Below are 16,401 nucleotides of genomic sequence, written 5' to 3'. Positions count from 1 at the left end.
CGTCCGCCTCGGCGGCCGCCAGCAGCGGCTGGAGCGGGTCGGGGCTCTCGTCGTAGCCGGGCCCGCACGCGGCCAGGGGGACGGCCAGCGCGGCCAGCGCCCCCGCGCGGAGGGCGGCACGACGGGTCAGGTCGGTCGGTCTTCCGGTCACGTCGGCCCATCCTGCCAGGCCCCCGGGCGCCCCCGCCGCTCGCGCGGGGTGAGCGGGCGACCGGATAAGCTGGTCCACCACCGACCCGAACCTTGAACGAGGAGAGCCCCACGTGCCAGGAGAACTCGCCAGCCGGCTTCAGCCGATAGTGGCCGAAGCCGTCACCGCCGCGGGTTTCGACCTCGACTCGTTCGAGGTGCAGCAGGCCGGCCGGCGGCAGCTGGTCAAGGTCGTCGTCGACTCCGACGACGGTGTCGGGCTGGACGAGATCGCCGAGGTCAGCCGCAAGGTCTCGGCGACGCTCGACGAGAACGAGCACGTGCTCGCGAGCGCGTACACGCTGGAAGTCACCTCGCCGGGCCTCGACCGCCCGCTCACCCAGCCGCGCCACTGGCGGCGCGCGCGGTACCGCCTGGTGAAGGTCTCGCCGGTCGAAGGCGCGCCCTTCGTGGGCCGGGTCGGGCACGCGGGCGCGGACGCCGCCCGCGTCCTCGCGGGCGGCAAGATCCGCGACGTCCGCTACGCCGGCGTGGCGAAGGCGGTCATCGAGATCGAGTTCAAGCAGCCGCCCGCCGAGGAACTGAAACTGCTCGAAGACGACGCGTCCGGCATCATCGCCGCCGAGACGGAGAAGGGGTCGAAGTGAACGTCGACATCGCCGCGCTGCGGGCGATCGAACGGGACAAGGACATCCCCTTCGAAACGGTGATCGAGGCCATCGAAACGGCCTTGCTCACCGCGTACAAGCACACCGAGGGCCACCAGCCGCACGCCCGCATCGACATCGACCGCAAGACGGGCCTCGTGCGCGTGCTCGCCCGCACGCTGACCCACGACGGCGAGACCGACGAGGAGTGGGACGACACCCCCGAGGGCTTCGGCCGGATCGCCGCCACCACCGCGCGCCAGGTCATCCTGCAGCGGCTGCGCGACGCCGAGCACGAGAAGACCTTCGGCGAGTTCTCCACCAAGGAGGGCGAGATCGTCGCCGGCGTGATCCAGCGCGACGCCCGCGCCAACGCCCGCGGCATGGTCGTGGTCCAGGTGGGGGACACCGAGGGCGTGCTCCCGTCCGCCGAACAGGTGGCGGGGGAGTCCTACGAGCACGGCAGCCGGATCAAGGCGTACGTGGTCACCGTCTCGCGCGGCAACCGCGGCCCGCAGATCACGCTCTCGCGCTCGCACCCGAACCTCGTGCGCAAGCTGTTCGCGCTGGAGGTCCCGGAGATCGCCGACGGGACGGTCGAGATCGCCGCCGTCGCGCGCGAGCCGGGGCACCGCACGAAGATCGCCGTGAAGTCCACCGTGGCGGGCGTGAACGCCAAGGGCGCCTGCATCGGCCCGGTCGGCGCGCGCGTGCGCAACGTGATGAGCGAACTGGCCGGTGAGAAGATCGACATCATCGACTACTCCGAGGATCCGGCCCGCTTCGTCGGGAATGCGCTGTCGCCCGCGAAGGTTGTTTCCGTACGAGTAGTCGACGAGCGGGCGAAGACCGCCCGCGTCGTGGTGCCGGACTTCCAGCTGTCGCTGGCGATCGGCAAGGAGGGCCAGAACGCCCGCCTCGCCGCCCGTCTGACCGGCTGGCGGATCGACATCCGCAGCGACGCCGCACCGGCGGACGACGAGGGTGATCAAGACCACGCCCGTCCATCGCGGCCCGCCGCGACAACCGGTTCGGCTGAGTGAATGTCGAAGCGCTAGACTCAGGAGTGGTTCAACGCCCGCGGCGGGTAGCCGAGCACCAGCCCCACCGGAATCTTCCGGTGCGGACTTGTGTCGGCTGCAAGCGGCGGGCATTGATCGGTGAGCTGCTGCGCGTGGTCGCGGTGGCCGGGCAGGTGGTCGTCGACGAGCGTCGGCGGCTGCCGGGCCGGGGAGCTTGGCTGCACCCCGATCCGGACTGCCTGGCCAAGGCCGAACGGCGGCGAGCCTTCCCGAGAGCCTTGCGGGCTCCCGGGGCGCTCGACGTCCGCGAGGTTCGCGAACACGTCGGGCGCACCACTTCGCACCACGAAGCCGGGACGTACCCGGCTTCGCGAGGAACCAAGGAAGCAGGTCGACCCGTCATGAGTCAGCCGTGAAGCTGAAGCCATGAGCGTCAGACAATAAGGACGAGGTCAGCGGGTCATCCGCCTGGCCTCCCCTAGATGAGGAGAGCTGTGCCAGGCAAGGCCCGCGTACACGAGCTCGCTAAGGAGCTCGGCATCACCAGCAAGGACGTTCTCGCCAAGTTGAAGGAACAGGGCGAGTTCGTGAAGTCCGCGTCGTCCACGGTCGAGGCGCCCGTCGCCCGCCGTCTCCGCGACGCGTACGCGCCCAAGGGCGCCAAGAAGCCCGCACCCACTCCCGGCCCGTCGGCGCGCCCCGGGCCCCCGGCCGCCAAGCCGGGCGCTCCCGCGCCCAAGCCCGCGTCGCCCGCTCCCCAGCAGCAGGCGCCCGCGGCGAAGGCCGCCCCCGCGGCGGCCCCGCAGCAGCAGGCACCGGCCTCGAAGCCGGCCGCCGCACCGGCCGCGCGTCCCGCGGGTCCCGGCCCGCGGCCCGGCCCGCGTCAGCAGCCGGCCGCGCCCGCTCCCGAGGAGCAGGTCCCGGCGGCGAAAGCCGAAACGCCCGCCGCACCCAAGCAGGACACCCCGGCCGCGCCTTCGGGCAACACCGGCTCGGTCGTCCCGCCGAAGCCGCAGGGCCCCAAGCCCGGCGGCCCGAAGCCCGGTCCGCGCACCCCGCGGGTCGGCAACAACCCGTTCGGCGTCGGTTCCGGCGCCCCGCCGCGTCCGCAGGGCCCGCGCCCGGGTGGCGGCCAGGGCGGCGACAACCGCCCGCCGCGTCCCGGTGGCGGTCAGGGTGCCGGTGACCGTCCGGCCCCGCGTCCCGGTGGTGGCGCCGGTGGCAACCGGCCGAGCCCGGGCAACATGCCCCCGCGGCCGAACCCCGGCATGATGCCGGGCCGCACGCAGCGTCCCGCCGGTCCCGGTGGCGGCGCCCGCGGTGGTCCCGGTGGCGGCGCGCGTGGCGGCCCTGGTGGCGGCGCGCGTGGCGGTCCCGGTGGCGGCGGCGGCGGTTTCCGCGGCGGTCCCGGTGGCGGTGGCGGCGGCGGTGGCTTCCGCGGCGGCCCCGGTGGTGGCGGCGGCGCCGGCGGCGGTTTCCGCCCGGGTGGCGGCACCGGTGCCCCGGCGGGCGGCGGCGGTTTCCGTGGCGGCGGCGGTGGCCGTGGTGGCCCCGGTGGCCGTGGCGGTACCGCGGGTGCCTTCGGGCGCCCGGGTGGTCCCTCGCGCAAGGGCCGCAAGTCGAAGCGGCAGAAGCGCCAGGAGTACATGGACAACATGCAGGCGCCCAGCGTCGGCGGCGTCCGCTTGCCCAAGGGGCAGGGCGAGACGATCCGGCTGCCGCGGGGTGCTTCGCTGACCGACTTCGCCGAGAAGATCGACGCCAACCCGGCTTCGCTGGTGCAGGTGCTCTTCCACCTCGGCGAGATGGTCACCGCGACGCAGTCCGTGTCGGACGACATCCTCGAGCTGCTCGGCGGCGAAATGAACTACACGGTTCAGGTCGTCTCGCCGGAAGAAGAGGACCGCGAGCTGCTGGAGACCTTCGACATCACCTACGGCGACGACGCGGGTGGCGAAGAGGATCTGCAGGTCCGGCCGCCGGTCGTGACCATCATGGGTCACGTCGACCACGGTAAGACCCGCCTGCTCGACACGATCCGGAAGACGAAGGTCCGCGAGAGCGAGGCCGGCGGCATCACGCAGCACATCGGTGCGTACCAGATCGAGACCGAGCTCGAGGGCAACCCGCGCCTGATCACCTTCATCGACACCCCGGGTCACGAGGCGTTCACCGCCATGCGTGCCCGTGGTGCCAACTCGACCGACATCGCGGTGATCGTGGTGGCGGCCGACGACGGTGTGATGCCGCAGACGGTCGAGGCGATCAACCACGCGCAGGCCGCCAAGGCCCCGATCGTGGTCGCGATCAACAAGATCGACAAGGAAGGCGCGAACCCGGACAAGATCCGGCAGCAGCTGACCGAGTACGGCCTGGTCGCCGAGGAGTACGGCGGCGACACGATGTTCGTCGAGATCTCCGCGCGGCAGAACATCAACATCGATGGTCTGCTCGAGGCGATCCTGCTGACCGCCGACGCCGCTCTGGACCTCCGGGCCAACCCGGACATGGAGGCCCAGGGTGTCGCGATCGAGGCCCACCTCGACCGCGGCCGCGGCCCGGTGGCGACCGTCCTGGTCCAGCGCGGCACGCTGCGCGTCGGTGACTCGGTCGTGGCGGGTGACGCCTACGGCCGCGTCCGCCGGATGGTCGACGAGCACAACGTCGACGTCACCGAGGCGCTCCCGTCGCGTCCCGTCCAGGTCATCGGGTTCACCTCGGTGCCGGGTGCGGGCGACACCTTCCTGGTGGTCGACGAGGACCGCGTCGCCCGGCAGATCGCCGAGCGCCGCGCCGCTCGTACGCGCAACGCGCTCAACGCGTCGCGCCGCAAGCGGGTCAGCCTCGAGGACCTCGACTCCGCCTTGAAGGAGACGAACAGCCTCAACCTGATCATCAAGGGTGACAACTCGGGCACCGTCGAGGCTCTCGAAGCCTCGCTGCTGCAGCTGGACGTCGGCGACGAGGTCGAGCTGAACGTGGTCCACCGCGGTGTCGGTGGCGTGACCGAGTCGGACATCGACCTGGCGACCGCGTCCGACGCGATCGTCCTCGGGTTCAACGTCCGCGCCCAGGGCAAGGCGACCGAGCGGGCCACCCGCGAGGGCGTCGACGTCCGGTACTACACGGTCATCTACCAGGCGATCGACGAGATCGAGCAGGCCCTCAAGGGCATGCTCAAGCCGGAGTACGAAGAGGTCGAGCTGGGCCGCGCGGAGGTCCGCGAGGTCTTCAAGTCCTCCAAGATCGGCACGATCGCGGGTTGCCTGGTCATGTCCGGCGAGATCCGGCGCAACGCGCGCGCCCGGCTGCTGCGCGACGGCACTGTCGTCGCGGAGAACCTGCCGGTCAGCTCGCTGCGGCGGTTCAAGGACGACGTGGTCGAGGTCCGCGAGGGCTACGAGTGCGGTCTGACGCTCGGTTCGTACGGCGACCTGAAGGTCGGCGACCTGATCGAGACGTACGAGCAGCGCGAGAAGCCCCGCGCGTAATGCGGTTGAGCCCGGGTGTGCGGTTTCGCACCGCACACCCGGGCTTTCGCTCCCTACGACACCACCTCATTTGCCTATGTTCGTCGGAGCCCTTGAGCTCGACATCCTGCTCGGCGACGTTCATTCGCTGAAGCAGAAGCGATCCGTGGTCCGTCCGGTGCTGGCCGAGGTGCGCAAGCGCTTCGCCGTGTCGGTGGCCGAAGCCGGGCACACCGACCTGCACCGCCGGACCCTCATCGGGGTGGCCGTGGTCGCCGAAGGTGGCGAGCACGTCCGTGACGTGCTCGACTCGTGTGAGCGGTACGTGGCGAGCAGGCCGGAGTTCGAACTGATCTCCGCCCACCGCCGGCTGCTGGGCCCGGACGACTGACTTTTCTAGGAGAACGACATGGCTGATCCTGCTCGGGCTCGCAAGCTCGCCAAGCGGATCTCGCAGATCGTCGCGTCGGCGATCGAACACGAGGTCAAGGACTCCCGGCTGGACTACGTGACCATCACGGACACGAAGGTCACCGGCGACCTGCACGACGCCACGGTGTACTACACGGTGCTCGGCGAGAAGCTGGACGTCCCGCCGGACTTCACCGGCGCCGCCCTCGCGCTCGAATCGGCGCGCGGGATGCTCCGCACGAAGGTCGGGCAGGGCACCGGGGTCCGCTACACGCCGACGCTGACGTTCGTGGCCGACACGATTCCCGAGGAGTCGAAGCGGATCGAGGACCTGCTCGCGAAGGCCCGCGAGGCCGACGCGGAGGTCGCGCGCCGCTCGGCGGGAGCCCAGCACGCGGGCGAGCCCGACCCGTACAAGGCGCCCCGCGAAGCCGAGGACGACGACGAGCTCGCGGAGGAGGAGAGCCGGGGCTGACCCGTGTTCTCCCGCCGCGGTCTGCTCGCCGGCAGCGCGTTCGCGCTGCTGGCGGGCTGCTCGTCGTCCCCATCCGGGCCCCCTCCCGGGCCGCCGCCGGTGCCGGTCCCGACCGGTCCGGCACCTTTGGCCGACCCGGTGACGGTCCAGCGCATGCGCTCGGCCGCCCGCGGCACGGACGTCGATCTCGTCCTGATCACCCCTGAAGGCGTCCCGTCGTCGGGGCTGCCGGTGTGCCTGGCGTTGCACGGCCGGGGTGCCCGCGCGCGGACGTTCCTCGAGCTGGGCGTCCCCGCGGCGTTGACGGCGGCCGTGCGCGCGGGTGTTCCGCCGTTCGCGGTTGCCGCGGTCGACGGTGACCACTACTGGGTCGACGTCGGTTCCGATGACGACCCGCAGCGGATGCTCACCGACGAAGTCCCCGGCTGGCTGGCGGGCCGCGATCTGCGGCCGGCGTCGGCGGTGTTCGGCATTTCCATGGGCGGCTTCGGCGCGCTGCGCTTCGCTCGCGCCCACCCGGACCTGAAGGCCGTCGCGACGGCGAGTGCGGCCCTGTTCGTCAGCTGGCCGGACGCCCGCAGCCGCAAGGTGTTCGCCGGCGAAGAAAACTGGCGTGCCGAAGAACCGTTGCTGCACACCGGCGAACTGCGCGCGGCCTCGCTCGGCGTCTGGTGCGGCGAGTCGGATCCGTTCCTGGGTGCGGACCGGAAGCTGGTGAAGGCCGTGAACCCGGCGGTGTCGAGGTTCTCGCCGGGCAAGCACGACGACGAGTACTGGCGAGGGATCCTGCCGGACGTCCTGAAGTTCGTGGGACAGCGGCTAAGCTGACGCGCGGGCGAACAGGATCGCTTGCGACACCTCGTTTTCCGGGTTCAGCGCCCACTCCGCCTCGATCGTGAACCCGGCCGCCCGCACCCGCTTGGCCAGCCACCACGGCTGCCGGAGGTGGACGTGGACCCGCATCGGGTGCCCGCCGTAGCCTTCGGTCTTCAGCCGCGTTCCCGCGCCGACGTGGTAGCCGATCACCAGCAGGCCGCCCGGCCGCAGCACGCGCCGGAAGTGCCCGAGGGCGACCGGGACGTCGTCGTCCGGGACGTGGATCAGCGACCAGGACGCCAGCACGCCCGCCATCGACGCGTCGGGCAGCGGCAGGTCGGTCATCGAGCCCACCTCGAACCGCGGTCCCGGGTGCGCCCGGCGCGCGATGTCGATCATCGCCGGGGAGAGGTCGATGCCGGTGGCGTCGACGCCCAGCGAGTGCAGGTACGCCGTGAAGTACCCCGGGCCGCAGCCGACGTCCACCGCCGGGCCGCCGACCTCGGACGCGAACAGCGTGAGCGCCGCCCGCAGGTACGGCTGTTCGTCGAGAGCGCCCGCCATGAACTCGGCGTAGCTTTCCGCCACCGTGTCGTATGACGTGCGGGTGTCCGCGAGCCAGGTCATCGCGCGCGCAGCCCGTCGAGGACCATGCCGAGCGCGCGCCGCCAGCCGGGGGTCGCCGTCGCCGCGGCGAACACGATCGCCAGGTCTTCGCCGCGGAAGTCCCGCCGCAACGTCCCGGCCTCCTGAGCGCGCGTGATGAGCCGGTTGATCCGGGAGGCGTTGGCGTGCTTGGCCTTCTCCAGCCCGGAGGCCGGATCGAAGGCCCGCGAACAGATTTCGGTGAAGCCGCGGTCGCTGACCTGCATCAGGACCGACCGTTCGAGGAAGAGCACGAAACCGTCCCAGGGGTCGTCGATGGCGAGGGCTTCTTCGAGGACGGCCGTCGCTTCTTCCATCGCCGGCAGGAACGCGGCCTCGACGAGGTCGGCCCGCGTCGGGAACCGGTTGTAGAGCGTGCCGATCGCGACCTCGGCGCGGCGCGCGATCTCGTCGAGCGGGGCGTCGACGCCCTTGGCGCCGAACACCTCCCGCGCGGCCGCGACCAGCGCCTCCCGGTTGCGCCGGGCGTCCGCGCGCAGGGGGCGTTGCTCGACCGTCACGGCCCGGAGTATAGCCAAGCCGGCGCCCGTCCCGGGTTCTTCACGCTCGGGCGGCCCGTCCGGTTGCCTTCTGATCGGAACCTCACAGTGCCGCGCCGCCGCGTCCGCCGGGAGCACAATGGGGTGAGCGGGGTGGTCCCCGCACCGAGGCAGCCCACCGAGGGGAGGTCGGCCCGTGCACTCCGATCTCTCGCCGTCGGGCCGGACGGGAGTCCTCCTGGTCGGGACCCGCGGGCAGCGGGGTCCCGGTGAGGTGCTGATCAGGATCCGGGGCGGCTTGGAAACCTTCCTGGCCTGGTCCGACACGGAACTGCCGAAGGGGACGACCGTGCTGGTCGTCGAAACCCGGGGACAGCGCACGGTCGACGTCGTGGCGTGGGACGTCCCGGAACCCACTTCCTCCTAATGTTCGTCTAAGGACAGTCGATGTTCGGTTATCGCGTTCCGGCTCCCAACGAGGCGATGCTCATCTCCGGCGGCAAGAACAGCAAAGGCGCGTCGCCGTTCCGGGTCGTCATCGGGCACGGCGCCTTCGTCATGCCGGTCTTCCGGAAGGTCCGGTTCCTGACGCTTTCCATGTGCGAGGCCGAAGTGACCGAAGTGTGCGTCACGAAACAGGCCATCGCCCTGACCGTGCGGGCGGTGATCGCGTTCAAGGTCGGCAACGACACCGAGAGCATCGTCAACGCCGGCCAGCGGTTCCTCGCCGACCAGGACCAGATGTCCGTGCTGACCGGCCGGATCTTCTCCGGTCACCTGCGCTCGATCATCGGGTCGATGACCGTCGAGGAGATCATCACCGAGCGGCAGAAGCTCGCGACCGAGGTGCTGGACGGCTCGGCGGTGGAGATGGCGAAGATCGGCCTGTCCGTCGACGCGCTGCAGATCCAGTCGATCGACGACATGAAGCTCGGCTACATCGCCGCGATGGCCGCGCCGCACAACGCCGCGATCCAGCGGGACGCCCAGATCGCCCAGGCCGTGGCGAACAAGGCCGCGGCCGAGGCCGAGCAGGAGTCGCAGCGGACGCAGGCGGAGTACGCGCGGCAGACGTCGATCGTGCAGGCGCAGTACCGCGCCGAGGTGGAGGCGGCCCAGGCCGAGGCCGCCCAGGCCGGCCCGCTCGCGCAGGCGAAGGCGCAGCAGGAGGTCGTCGACGCGCGCACCGAGCTGGCCCAGCGCGAGGCCGAGCTGCGGCAGCAGCAGCTGGTGGCCGAGGTCATCAAGCCGGCCGACGCGGAGGCCGAGCGGATCCGCATCCTGGCGCTGGCCGACGCGGAGAAGATGCGCGTGCAGGCGGAGGCGGCCGCGTCGAACAACCGGGTCGCGCTCGACCGGATGCTCATCGACCAGCTGCCGCAGATCGTCAAGGAAGCCGGGCGCGGGCTGGCCGGCGCGAACGTCAACATCCTCAACGGCGCCGACGGCCTCGGCGAGATGGCCGCGGGACTCGTCGGCCAGGGTCTGTCCATCTTGGACTCGGTGAAGCGCGGCCTGACCACACCGCCGCCGGCTCCCACCGGAGCCCCGGAGGAGAACGGGCAGGCGCCGGTGAAGGGCGAGCTCACCCAGTAGCGCTTTGTCGACTCAAGACGCGGGCTTCACCGCGACGACCAGGTCACGCAGGATGGCCTGGTCGACCCGGTGGGTGAACTCCGCCCACGGCCCGCCTTCGCGGACGTCGAGCCCGGCCTTGTGCAGCACCTCGACGAGTTCCTCGCGCGGCAGCACGGTGGTGTTCCAGGAGATGCCGAGCGCGCCGCCGGGGCGCAGCACCCGCGTCCAGACCGGGACGGCCGCCGCGAGCAGGTCGCGCGGGCTGCGCTGCAGGCCGGCTTCGCGGTGGCTGCCGTGCTGCACGCCGTACGGTGCGTCGGTGACGATCACGTCGCACGAGTTCGCCCGCAGCACCTCGTCGGTGGTCAGCGTGTCGGCCTGGAAGTAGGTGAGCTTGCGCGTGTCGCCGGCTTTGTAGTCTTCCTTGCTCAGCGCGTACTCGATGTCGAGCCGGCGCCCGAGCCGGACCTTGTTGCGCCGCAGCTGTCCCGAGTCGGCGGTGTGCTTGACGCGCTTGTTCCGCAGCCACGTCTTGATGAACGCCTCGTAGGCCTCGAAGTCCTTGGCGTCGACGTCCAGGCCGGTGGCGTGCAGGCCGTACATGATCGCCTGGTTGAGCGTGGTGCCGCGGCCGCACAGCGGGTCGAGCAGGTACTTCGGCCGGTCCGAAAAGGGCTCCGCGGTGGCCAGCAGCGTGACGTTCAGCAAGAGTTTGGTGAACGACTCGTTGGTCTTGCCGGGGTACTTCTGGATGGTCAGCAGGTCCGAGTCGGCCTTCGCCAGCGGCGTCACGGTGACCGGGCGCAGGACGCCGTCACCCAGCTCGAACAGCGCATACAGCGACGACAGGTTCGACAGCAGCGCGAGGTCGCTCTCGCCCAGGGGTGCCGAGCTGGTGAAGCGCACGTAGCCGACGCCGCCGAGCTCGACCTCCTCGATCCCGGACAGCTCGGCCGACAGCGCCGCGCCGAAGATCGCCAGCTCGGCGCGCAGCAGCGCGGGGGAGGAGGCGGCGTAGACCCGGTTGGCGGACGGGTGGACCAGGATCACGTACTCAGGCATCCCGCAGAGCGTAGCGTGACGCACCGTGACTCCTACTTTGGCGCAGGACATCCGGGACGCGGCGGCGCTGCTCGCGTCGGCCACCGACGTGACCGTGCTCGGCCACGTCCGCCCGGACGCGGACGCCCTCGGCAGCGCGCTCGCCCTCGGCCGGGCGCTGCACCAGCGCGGTGCACGCGTCCGCGTCTCGTTCGGCGAGCCCGACGAGGCCCCGGAGACACTGCGGTGGCTCGACGAAGACGGCCTGCTGACCCACCCCGACGACCTGCCGGACACCGAGGCGCTGCTGGTCTGCGTCGACACGCCGGTGCCGAAGCGGCTGGGCCGGCTCGCCGGGCGCGTCGAGCTCGCGGGCTCGGTGCTGGTGATCGACCACCACGCGACCAACACGTTCTACGGCGGCTGCAACGTCGTCGACGAGTCCGCCGAGGCCAGCGCGATCCTGGTGTTCCGGATCCTGGACGCGATGGGTGTCGAGCTCGACGAACCGATCGCGCGCGGGATCTACGCGGGGATCGTCACCGACACGAGCGGGTTCCGGCGGGCCAGCCCCGAGACGCACCGGATGGCGGCGAGGTTGCTGGAGGCGGGCGTCGACGCCGAAGCGGTGGTGCGCCGGATCGTCGACGAGCGGCCGTTCACGTGGCTGCCGATGCTGGCGTCCGTGCTGCGCGAGGCCGAGCTGGAGCCGGAAGCCGCGCAGGGGCGGGGTTTCGTGCACGCGGTGGTCCGCGTCGACGCGGCGCGGACGGTGCGCGGCGAAGAGGTCGAGTCGGTGATCGACGTCGTCCGCTCGGTCCGCGAGGCGGCCGTCGCGGCGGTGCTCAAACAGGACTTGACCAACCCGGCCCAATGGCAGATTTCGTTGCGCTCCCTCGGCATCGACGTGTCGGCGGTGGCCTCGGAGTTCGGCGGCGGCGGGCACCGGCAGGCCGCGGGTTGCACGATCGCGGGCAGCGCGGAGGAGGTTTTGGCCGGGTTGCGGGCGGCGTTGGAGCGGGCGCCGCTGCTGTGACCCGGGCTGGTCCGGTCGCCGGGTGCAGTGAATGACCCATTTACTGCGTCCGGTGCCAGGAATGGGTCATTCACTGCGTCCGGTCCGCGCGTCAGCGGCCCGCGAGCCGGCGTCGGGTGGGCACCGGCGAGCCGCGGGTTGCACGATCGCGGGCAGCGCCGAGTAGGTCTTGGCCGGGTTGCGGGCGCTGCTGCTGTGACGGCCGGTCCCGTTGCCGTGGTGCAGTGAATGACCCATTTACTGCGTCCGGTGCCAGGAATGGGTCATTCACTGCGTTCGGTCCGCGCGTCAGCGGCCCGCGAGCCGGCGTTGGGTGGGCACCGGCGGGCCGCGGGTTGCACGATCGCGGGCAGCGCGGAGGAGGTTTTGGCCGGGTTGTGGGCGGCGCTGGAGCGGGCGCCGCTGCTGGGACGGCGGCCGGTCTGGTCGCCGGGTGCAGTGAATGACTCATTTACTGCGTCCGGTGCCAGGAATGGGTCATTCACTGCGTTCGGTCCGCGCGTCAGCGGCCCGCGAGCCGGCGTTGGGTGGGCACCGGCGGGCCGCGGGTTGCACGATCGCGGGCAGCGCGGAGGAGGTTTTGGCCGGGTTGTGGGCGGCGCTGGAGCGGGCGCCGCTGCTGGGACGGCGGCCGGTCTGGTCGCCGGGTGCAGTGAATGACTCATTTACTGCGTCCGGTGCCAGGAATGGGTCATTCACTGCAACCGGTCCGCGCGTCAGCGGCCCGCGGCGCGGGCTTCCCGCCGGACGGAACTGTCGGTGCCGGCGGTTAGAGTCCGGTTCGTGGTGAACGTGGAGGAGACGGAGCGGATCCCGGCGAAGCGCGTGCTCGGCCTGGCCGTGCCCGCGCTGGGGGTGCTGGCCGCCGAGCCGTTGTACGTGCTGGTCGACACCGCGGTGGTCGGCCACCTCGGCGCGCTGCCGCTGGCCGGGCTCGCGCTCGGCGGCGTCGTGCTGGCGCAGGTGTCGAGCCAGCTGACGTTCCTCTCGTACGGCACGACCTCGCGCACCGCCCGGCTGCACGGCGCCGGCCGCCGGGCCGACGCCGTCCGCGAGGGCGTGCAGGCGACGTGGCTCGCGGTGTTCGTCGGGCTCTTCGTGCTGGTCGCCGGGCAACTGCTGGCCTGGCCGGTCACGCGGGTGCTCTCGGGCAGCGACGAGATCGCGGCCGCCGCGGTGTCGTGGGTGCGGATCGCGCTGTTCGGGGCGCCGCTGATCCTCGTCACCATGGCCGGCAACGGCTGGATGCGCGGGGTGCAGGACGCCGCGAAGCCGTTGCGGTACGTCCTGGCGGGCAACGGGATCTCGGCCGTGCTCTGCCCGGTGCTGGTCTACTGGGCCGGGCTGGGGCTGGAGGGCTCGGCGATCGCGAACGTTGTCGCGCAGGTGATCTCCGCGGCGCTGTTCTTCGCCGCGCTGGTACGCGAGAAAGTCGGCCTCCGGCCCGACTTCAAGGTGATGCGCGCGCAACTCGGCCTCGGCCGCGACCTCGTGCTGCGCAGCCTCGCGTTCCAGGCGTGCTTCATCTCGGCGGCGGCCGTCGCGGCCCGGACGTCGACCGAGGCGGTGGGCGCGCACCAGGTGGTGCTGCAGCTGTGGACGTTCCTGGCCCTGGTGCTGGACTCGGTGGCGATCGCGGCGCAGTCCCTGGTGGGCGCGGCGCTGGGGGCGAACGCGGCGCGGCAGGCGCGCGGGGTCGCCAACCAGATCACCGGGTACGGCCTGCTGCTGGGCTGCTTCCTGGGCGTGGTGTTCGCGGCGCTGTCGTGGGTGCTGCCGCACGCGTTCACGTCCGACCCGGGGGTGCTGGCGGAGATCCCGCACGCGTGGTGGTTCTTCGTGGCGCTGCAGCCGATCGCGGGAGTGGTCTTCGCCCTGGACGGCGTCCTGCTCGGCGCGGGTGACGCGGCCTTCCTCCGCAACGCGACCCTCGGCAGCGCCGCGCTGGGCTTCCTGCCGCTGATCTGGGCGTCCCTGGGCTTCGGCTGGGGCCTGACGGGCATCTGGACCGGCCTGTCCCTGTTCATGGTCCTCCGCCTGGCATTCGTGCTGGTCCGCTGGCGCTCCGGAAACTGGGCGGTCACCGGCGCAATCCGCCCCGCCTGAACCCGTAACTTGCGTGATTCAAGCCGGAACTCGCGTGATCAGGGCCGGAACTCGCGAGTTACGGGCTCAATCACGCGAGTTACGGCTCCAGTCACGCGAGTTCCGGGTTCAGGCTCGGGCTCGGCGGGCGTGCCGGACGCGGCGGTCCACCATCCGCCGCAGGAACGGCGCCGCCAGCGGGCCCAGCGCCGCGAGCAGGGCCACCGACCGGTCCGGGTACACCGCGTACCGCTCCCGTTCCACCGCCCGGACGATCGCCGACGCCACCGCCTCGGCCGCCATCGGGCGGATCGTCCCGCTGATCGCGGACGTCTCGGCCGGCTTCCAGCGGTTCTCCGCCGCGAGCTGCGGCGTGTCGACGTCCGGCGGGTACACGCACGCGACGTGCACCCCGGCCGGGTTGAGTTCGTCGCGCAGGGCCTCCATCAGTCCCCGCACCGCGAACTTCGCCGGCGCGTACGCCGTGTACCCGTAGATCCCCAGGACCGCGGCCGCCGACGAGATCGCGACGATCGAGCCGCTCCGCCGGCGGACCATCGACGGCGCCACCGCCCGGACCGCGTGCAGCGTCCCGAAGTAGTCGACCTCCACCATCCGCCGGAAGACCTCGTCGTCCAGTTCCAGGAACTCGCCCGGACGCGCCTGGCCCGCGCAGGTCACCAGCACGTCGCACGGCCCGGCGGCAGCCTGCAAAGCCGAGAACGCCTCCTCCACTTCGGCCTGCGACGAGACGTCGGCGACGGCGCTCCGCACCGAGGCCCCGCGTGACTTCAGCGACACCGAAGCCTTCCGCAGCCGCGATTCGTCCCGCGCCACCAGCGAAACCGACGCGCCGCGCGCGGCCAGCGCCGCCGCGGTCGCCAGGCCGATCCCGCTGGACCCGCCCGTGATCACCGCGTGCGCCCCGTGCAGCCCGGTCACACCACCACCTCCGAATGTGAAGAACATTCAGATACAACCATGTGGTGAACGCCACCGGGATAACAGCTATGTTTCGTCGTTGCTTAGGCGCTACAAGTAGTAAGGACGGCAGCGCAGGCGTCCGCACGACCAGCACGCCAACCAGCCGAATCCCTGGAGGAACTTGTGCCGCCCGCCACCGGCCGCGCCACCGCCCGGTCCTGGCTCATCTGGCTCGCCGCCGTCACCGTCTACCTCCTCGCGGTCTTCCACCGCACCTCCTTCGGCGTCGCCGGGCTGCAGGCGGCCGAGCGCTTCGGCGTCGGCGCGGCCGCGCTCGGGACGTTCACCGTCCTGCAGGTCGGCGTCTACGCCGCGATGCAGATCCCGACCGGCGTCCTGGTCGACCGCTACGGTCCCCGCCGCGTCCTCACCGTCGCGGTGCTGGTGCTCGGCGCCGGCCAGCTCCTCCTCGGCGTCGCCCACTCCTACGGCCTGGGCCTGCTCGCCCGCGGTGTGCTCGGCCTCGGCGACGCGCTCACCTTCGTCAGCGTGCTGCGCCTGGTCGCCGCCCACTTCCCGGGCCGCCAGTACGCGCTGCTGACGTCGTTCACCGCGGCCGTCGGCTACATCGGCAACCTCGCCGCCACCGTCCCGCTCTCGCTGGTGCTCGACAGCGCCGGCTGGACCCCGACCTTCCTCGCGGTCGGCGCCGTCACCGTCCTCTACACCGTGGTCGTGACGCTCCGGGTCCGCGACGTCCCGGCCGGCACCCCGGAACCCGTCCGCGAAGAAGTCCGCCCGCGCCAGCTCGCGCACCAGGTCGCCGAGGCGTGGCGGACGCCGGGGACGCGCCTGGGCTTCTGGGTCCACTTCAGCACGATGTTCGCGCCCAACGCCCTGACGCTGCTGTGGGGCGTGCCCTGGCTGGTGCAGGGCCAGGGACAGTCGATGGCCACCGCGAGCGCGCTGCTCACCGTCTTCGTCTTCGGCTCGATGGCCGGCGGGCCGCTGCTGGGCGGCGTGATCGGCCGGTACCCGTCGCTGCGGATGCCGCTGGTCGGCGGGTACATCGGCGGGGCCGCACTGATCTGGGCGGTGCTGCTGAGCTGGCCCGGGCAGGTGCCGGTGGGGCTGCTGGTGCCCGCGTTCGCCTTCCTCGCCCTCGGCGGCCCGGCGTCGATGATCGGCTTCGCGCTCGCCCGCGACTACAACCCGCTGTCCCGCGTCGGCACGGCGACCGGCGTGGTCAACGTCGGCGGCTTCGTGGCGACGACCATCGCCGCCCTGCTCGTCGGCGTCCTGCTGCAGTGGACCGGTGGGAGTTTCCGGATCTCGCTGCTGGCGATCGTCGCGATCCTGGCGCTGGGCACGTCCCGTCTGCTCGTGTGGTGGCGCCGGACGCGCGCCCACCTGTTCCTGGCCGAGGCCCGCGGTGAGGAGCTGCCGGTGCGCATCACCCGCCGCCGCTGGGACGCGGCACTCCCGGAAACCCCCATCGTCGCGGCCTGAGACGTCACTTTCCCTAGGAAAGATGCGTCCGGAGGGGCCCGGGACGCATCTTTCCTAGGGAAAGTGAGGGGTTTAGCGGGGAGCGAGGCGTC

At 71.9% G+C, this 16,401-nt stretch carries 16 protein-coding genes and 3 pseudogenes; 14 read left to right on the top strand and 5 right to left on the bottom strand.

Going from position 1 to position 16,401, the window contains the following annotated elements; all coding sequences use genetic code 11:
• A pseudogene (locus AB0M83_RS42555) lies at nucleotides 1-151 on the bottom strand (DUF4439 domain-containing protein); the annotation flags it as partial.
• Between the two features lie 112 nt (nucleotides 152-263).
• Between AB0M83_RS42555 and rimP the strand changes: the two are divergent.
• The 7 genes from rimP (at nucleotide 264) to AB0M83_RS42520 (ending at nucleotide 7,003) form a co-directional block, all read left to right on the top strand.
• Nucleotides 264-797 (top strand): ribosome maturation factor RimP, encoded by a 534-nt coding sequence (gene rimP, locus AB0M83_RS42550; RefSeq protein WP_364526568.1) that lies wholly within the window; start codon nucleotides 264-266, stop codon nucleotides 795-797.
• Nucleotides 794-1,840, top strand: a complete 1,047-nt coding sequence (gene nusA, locus AB0M83_RS42545; RefSeq protein WP_285480443.1) for a transcription termination factor NusA — start codon at nucleotides 794-796, stop codon at nucleotides 1,838-1,840. The genes rimP and nusA overlap by 4 nt, the downstream gene beginning before the upstream one ends.
• A gap of 77 nt (nucleotides 1,841-1,917) precedes the next feature.
• The gene (locus AB0M83_RS42540) at nucleotides 1,918-2,235 is read left to right on the top strand and encodes a YlxR family protein (RefSeq protein WP_364526566.1); all 318 of its coding nucleotides are present in this window, start codon (nucleotides 1,918-1,920) and stop codon (nucleotides 2,233-2,235) included.
• A 78-nt stretch (nucleotides 2,236-2,313) separates the two neighbouring features.
• The gene (infB, locus tag AB0M83_RS42535; protein ID WP_364526564.1) at nucleotides 2,314-5,310 is read left to right on the top strand and encodes a translation initiation factor IF-2; all 2,997 of its coding nucleotides are present in this window, start codon (nucleotides 2,314-2,316) and stop codon (nucleotides 5,308-5,310) included.
• A 76-nt stretch (nucleotides 5,311-5,386) separates the two neighbouring features.
• Entirely contained in the window at nucleotides 5,387-5,680 is a 294-nt protein-coding gene (locus AB0M83_RS42530; protein ID WP_364526562.1) for a DUF503 domain-containing protein, read from the top strand.
• 18 nt (nucleotides 5,681-5,698) lie between these two features.
• Entirely contained in the window at nucleotides 5,699-6,175 is a 477-nt protein-coding gene (rbfA, locus tag AB0M83_RS42525; RefSeq protein ID WP_364526560.1) for a 30S ribosome-binding factor RbfA, read from the top strand.
• 3 nt (nucleotides 6,176-6,178) lie between these two features.
• Nucleotides 6,179-7,003: an alpha/beta hydrolase-fold protein gene (locus AB0M83_RS42520; RefSeq protein WP_364526558.1), complete on the top strand. Its 825-nt coding sequence runs from the start codon at nucleotides 6,179-6,181 to the stop codon at nucleotides 7,001-7,003.
• Here AB0M83_RS42520 and AB0M83_RS42515 read toward each other — a convergent pair.
• Both AB0M83_RS42515 and AB0M83_RS42510 read right to left on the bottom strand, forming a co-directional pair.
• Complete coding sequence (locus AB0M83_RS42515; protein ID WP_364526556.1) at nucleotides 6,995-7,618, bottom strand: class I SAM-dependent methyltransferase; 624 nt, start codon at nucleotides 7,616-7,618, stop codon at nucleotides 6,995-6,997. The genes AB0M83_RS42520 and AB0M83_RS42515 overlap by 9 nt on opposite strands.
• On the bottom strand, nucleotides 7,615-8,157 hold the full coding sequence (locus AB0M83_RS42510; RefSeq protein WP_364526554.1) for a helix-turn-helix domain-containing protein: 543 nt from the start codon (nucleotides 8,155-8,157) through the stop codon (nucleotides 7,615-7,617). Before AB0M83_RS42510 ends, AB0M83_RS42515 begins: the two co-directional genes overlap by 4 nt.
• A gap of 175 nt (nucleotides 8,158-8,332) precedes the next feature.
• Between AB0M83_RS42510 and AB0M83_RS42505 the strand changes: the two genes are divergently transcribed.
• Both AB0M83_RS42505 and AB0M83_RS42500 read left to right on the top strand, forming a co-directional pair.
• The gene (locus AB0M83_RS42505; RefSeq protein ID WP_364526552.1) at nucleotides 8,333-8,563 is read left to right on the top strand and encodes a hypothetical protein; all 231 of its coding nucleotides are present in this window, start codon (nucleotides 8,333-8,335) and stop codon (nucleotides 8,561-8,563) included.
• A 20-nt stretch (nucleotides 8,564-8,583) separates the two neighbouring features.
• On the top strand, nucleotides 8,584-9,732 hold the full coding sequence (locus AB0M83_RS42500; protein ID WP_364526550.1) for an SPFH domain-containing protein: 1,149 nt from the start codon (nucleotides 8,584-8,586) through the stop codon (nucleotides 9,730-9,732).
• Between the two features lie 12 nt (nucleotides 9,733-9,744).
• Here the strand turns inward: AB0M83_RS42500 and AB0M83_RS42495 are convergent, their stop codons facing one another.
• Complete coding sequence (locus AB0M83_RS42495; RefSeq protein ID WP_364526548.1) at nucleotides 9,745-10,776, bottom strand: SAM-dependent methyltransferase; 1,032 nt, start codon at nucleotides 10,774-10,776, stop codon at nucleotides 9,745-9,747.
• A 25-nt stretch (nucleotides 10,777-10,801) separates the two neighbouring features.
• On the opposite strand from AB0M83_RS42495, the gene AB0M83_RS42490 reads away from it, so the two are divergent.
• The 4 genes and pseudogenes from AB0M83_RS42490 (at nucleotide 10,802) to AB0M83_RS42475 (ending at nucleotide 13,897) form a co-directional block, all read left to right on the top strand.
• Complete coding sequence (locus AB0M83_RS42490) at nucleotides 10,802-11,791, top strand: bifunctional oligoribonuclease/PAP phosphatase NrnA (protein WP_364526546.1); 990 nt, start codon at nucleotides 10,802-10,804, stop codon at nucleotides 11,789-11,791.
• 285 nt (nucleotides 11,792-12,076) lie between these two features.
• A pseudogene (locus tag AB0M83_RS42485) lies at nucleotides 12,077-12,199 on the top strand (bifunctional oligoribonuclease/PAP phosphatase NrnA); the annotation flags it as partial.
• A 91-nt stretch (nucleotides 12,200-12,290) separates the two neighbouring features.
• Nucleotides 12,291-12,413, top strand: a pseudogene (locus tag AB0M83_RS42480) (bifunctional oligoribonuclease/PAP phosphatase NrnA); the annotation flags it as partial.
• Between the two features lie 164 nt (nucleotides 12,414-12,577).
• A complete protein-coding gene (locus tag AB0M83_RS42475; protein ID WP_364526570.1) occupies nucleotides 12,578-13,897 on the top strand; it encodes an MATE family efflux transporter in 1,320 nt (439 codons plus the stop codon).
• Nucleotides 13,898-14,005: 108 nt separating this feature from the next.
• Here AB0M83_RS42475 and AB0M83_RS42470 read toward each other — a convergent pair whose 3' ends face one another.
• A complete protein-coding gene (locus AB0M83_RS42470; protein WP_364526544.1) occupies nucleotides 14,006-14,818 on the bottom strand; it encodes an SDR family oxidoreductase in 813 nt (270 codons plus the stop codon).
• Between the two features lie 165 nt (nucleotides 14,819-14,983).
• Between AB0M83_RS42470 and AB0M83_RS42465 the strand changes: the two genes are divergently transcribed.
• Nucleotides 14,984-16,309 carry an MFS transporter gene (locus AB0M83_RS42465; protein WP_364526542.1) on the top strand — a complete coding sequence of 442 codons (1,326 nt, stop codon included), beginning with the start codon at nucleotides 14,984-14,986 and terminating at the stop codon, nucleotides 16,307-16,309.
• The last annotated feature ends 92 nt before the right edge of the window (nucleotides 16,310-16,401 follow it).

Origin of the sequence: Amycolatopsis sp. NPDC051106 (genome assembly GCF_040682775.1) — a bacterium.
Lineage (GTDB): Bacteria > Actinomycetota > Actinomycetes > Mycobacteriales > Pseudonocardiaceae > Amycolatopsis.
This window is presented reverse-complemented; position numbering and strand designations above follow the sequence as displayed.

Bases quoted from the DNA above. Each gene is read 5' to 3' on its own strand.
- AB0M83_RS42500 (WP_364526550.1), top strand. From the start codon at position 8,584: ATGTTCGGTTATCGCGTTCCGGCTCCCAACGAGGCGATGCTCATCTCC.
- AB0M83_RS42530 (WP_364526562.1), top strand. From the start codon at position 5,387: ATGTTCGTCGGAGCCCTTGAGCTCGACATCCTGCTCGGCGACGTTCAT.
- rbfA (WP_364526560.1), top strand. From the start codon at position 5,699: ATGGCTGATCCTGCTCGGGCTCGCAAGCTCGCCAAGCGGATCTCGCAG.
- AB0M83_RS42515 (WP_364526556.1), bottom strand. From the start codon at position 7,618: ATGACCTGGCTCGCGGACACCCGCACGTCATACGACACGGTGGCGGAA.
- AB0M83_RS42495 (WP_364526548.1), bottom strand. From the start codon at position 10,776: ATGCCTGAGTACGTGATCCTGGTCCACCCGTCCGCCAACCGGGTCTAC.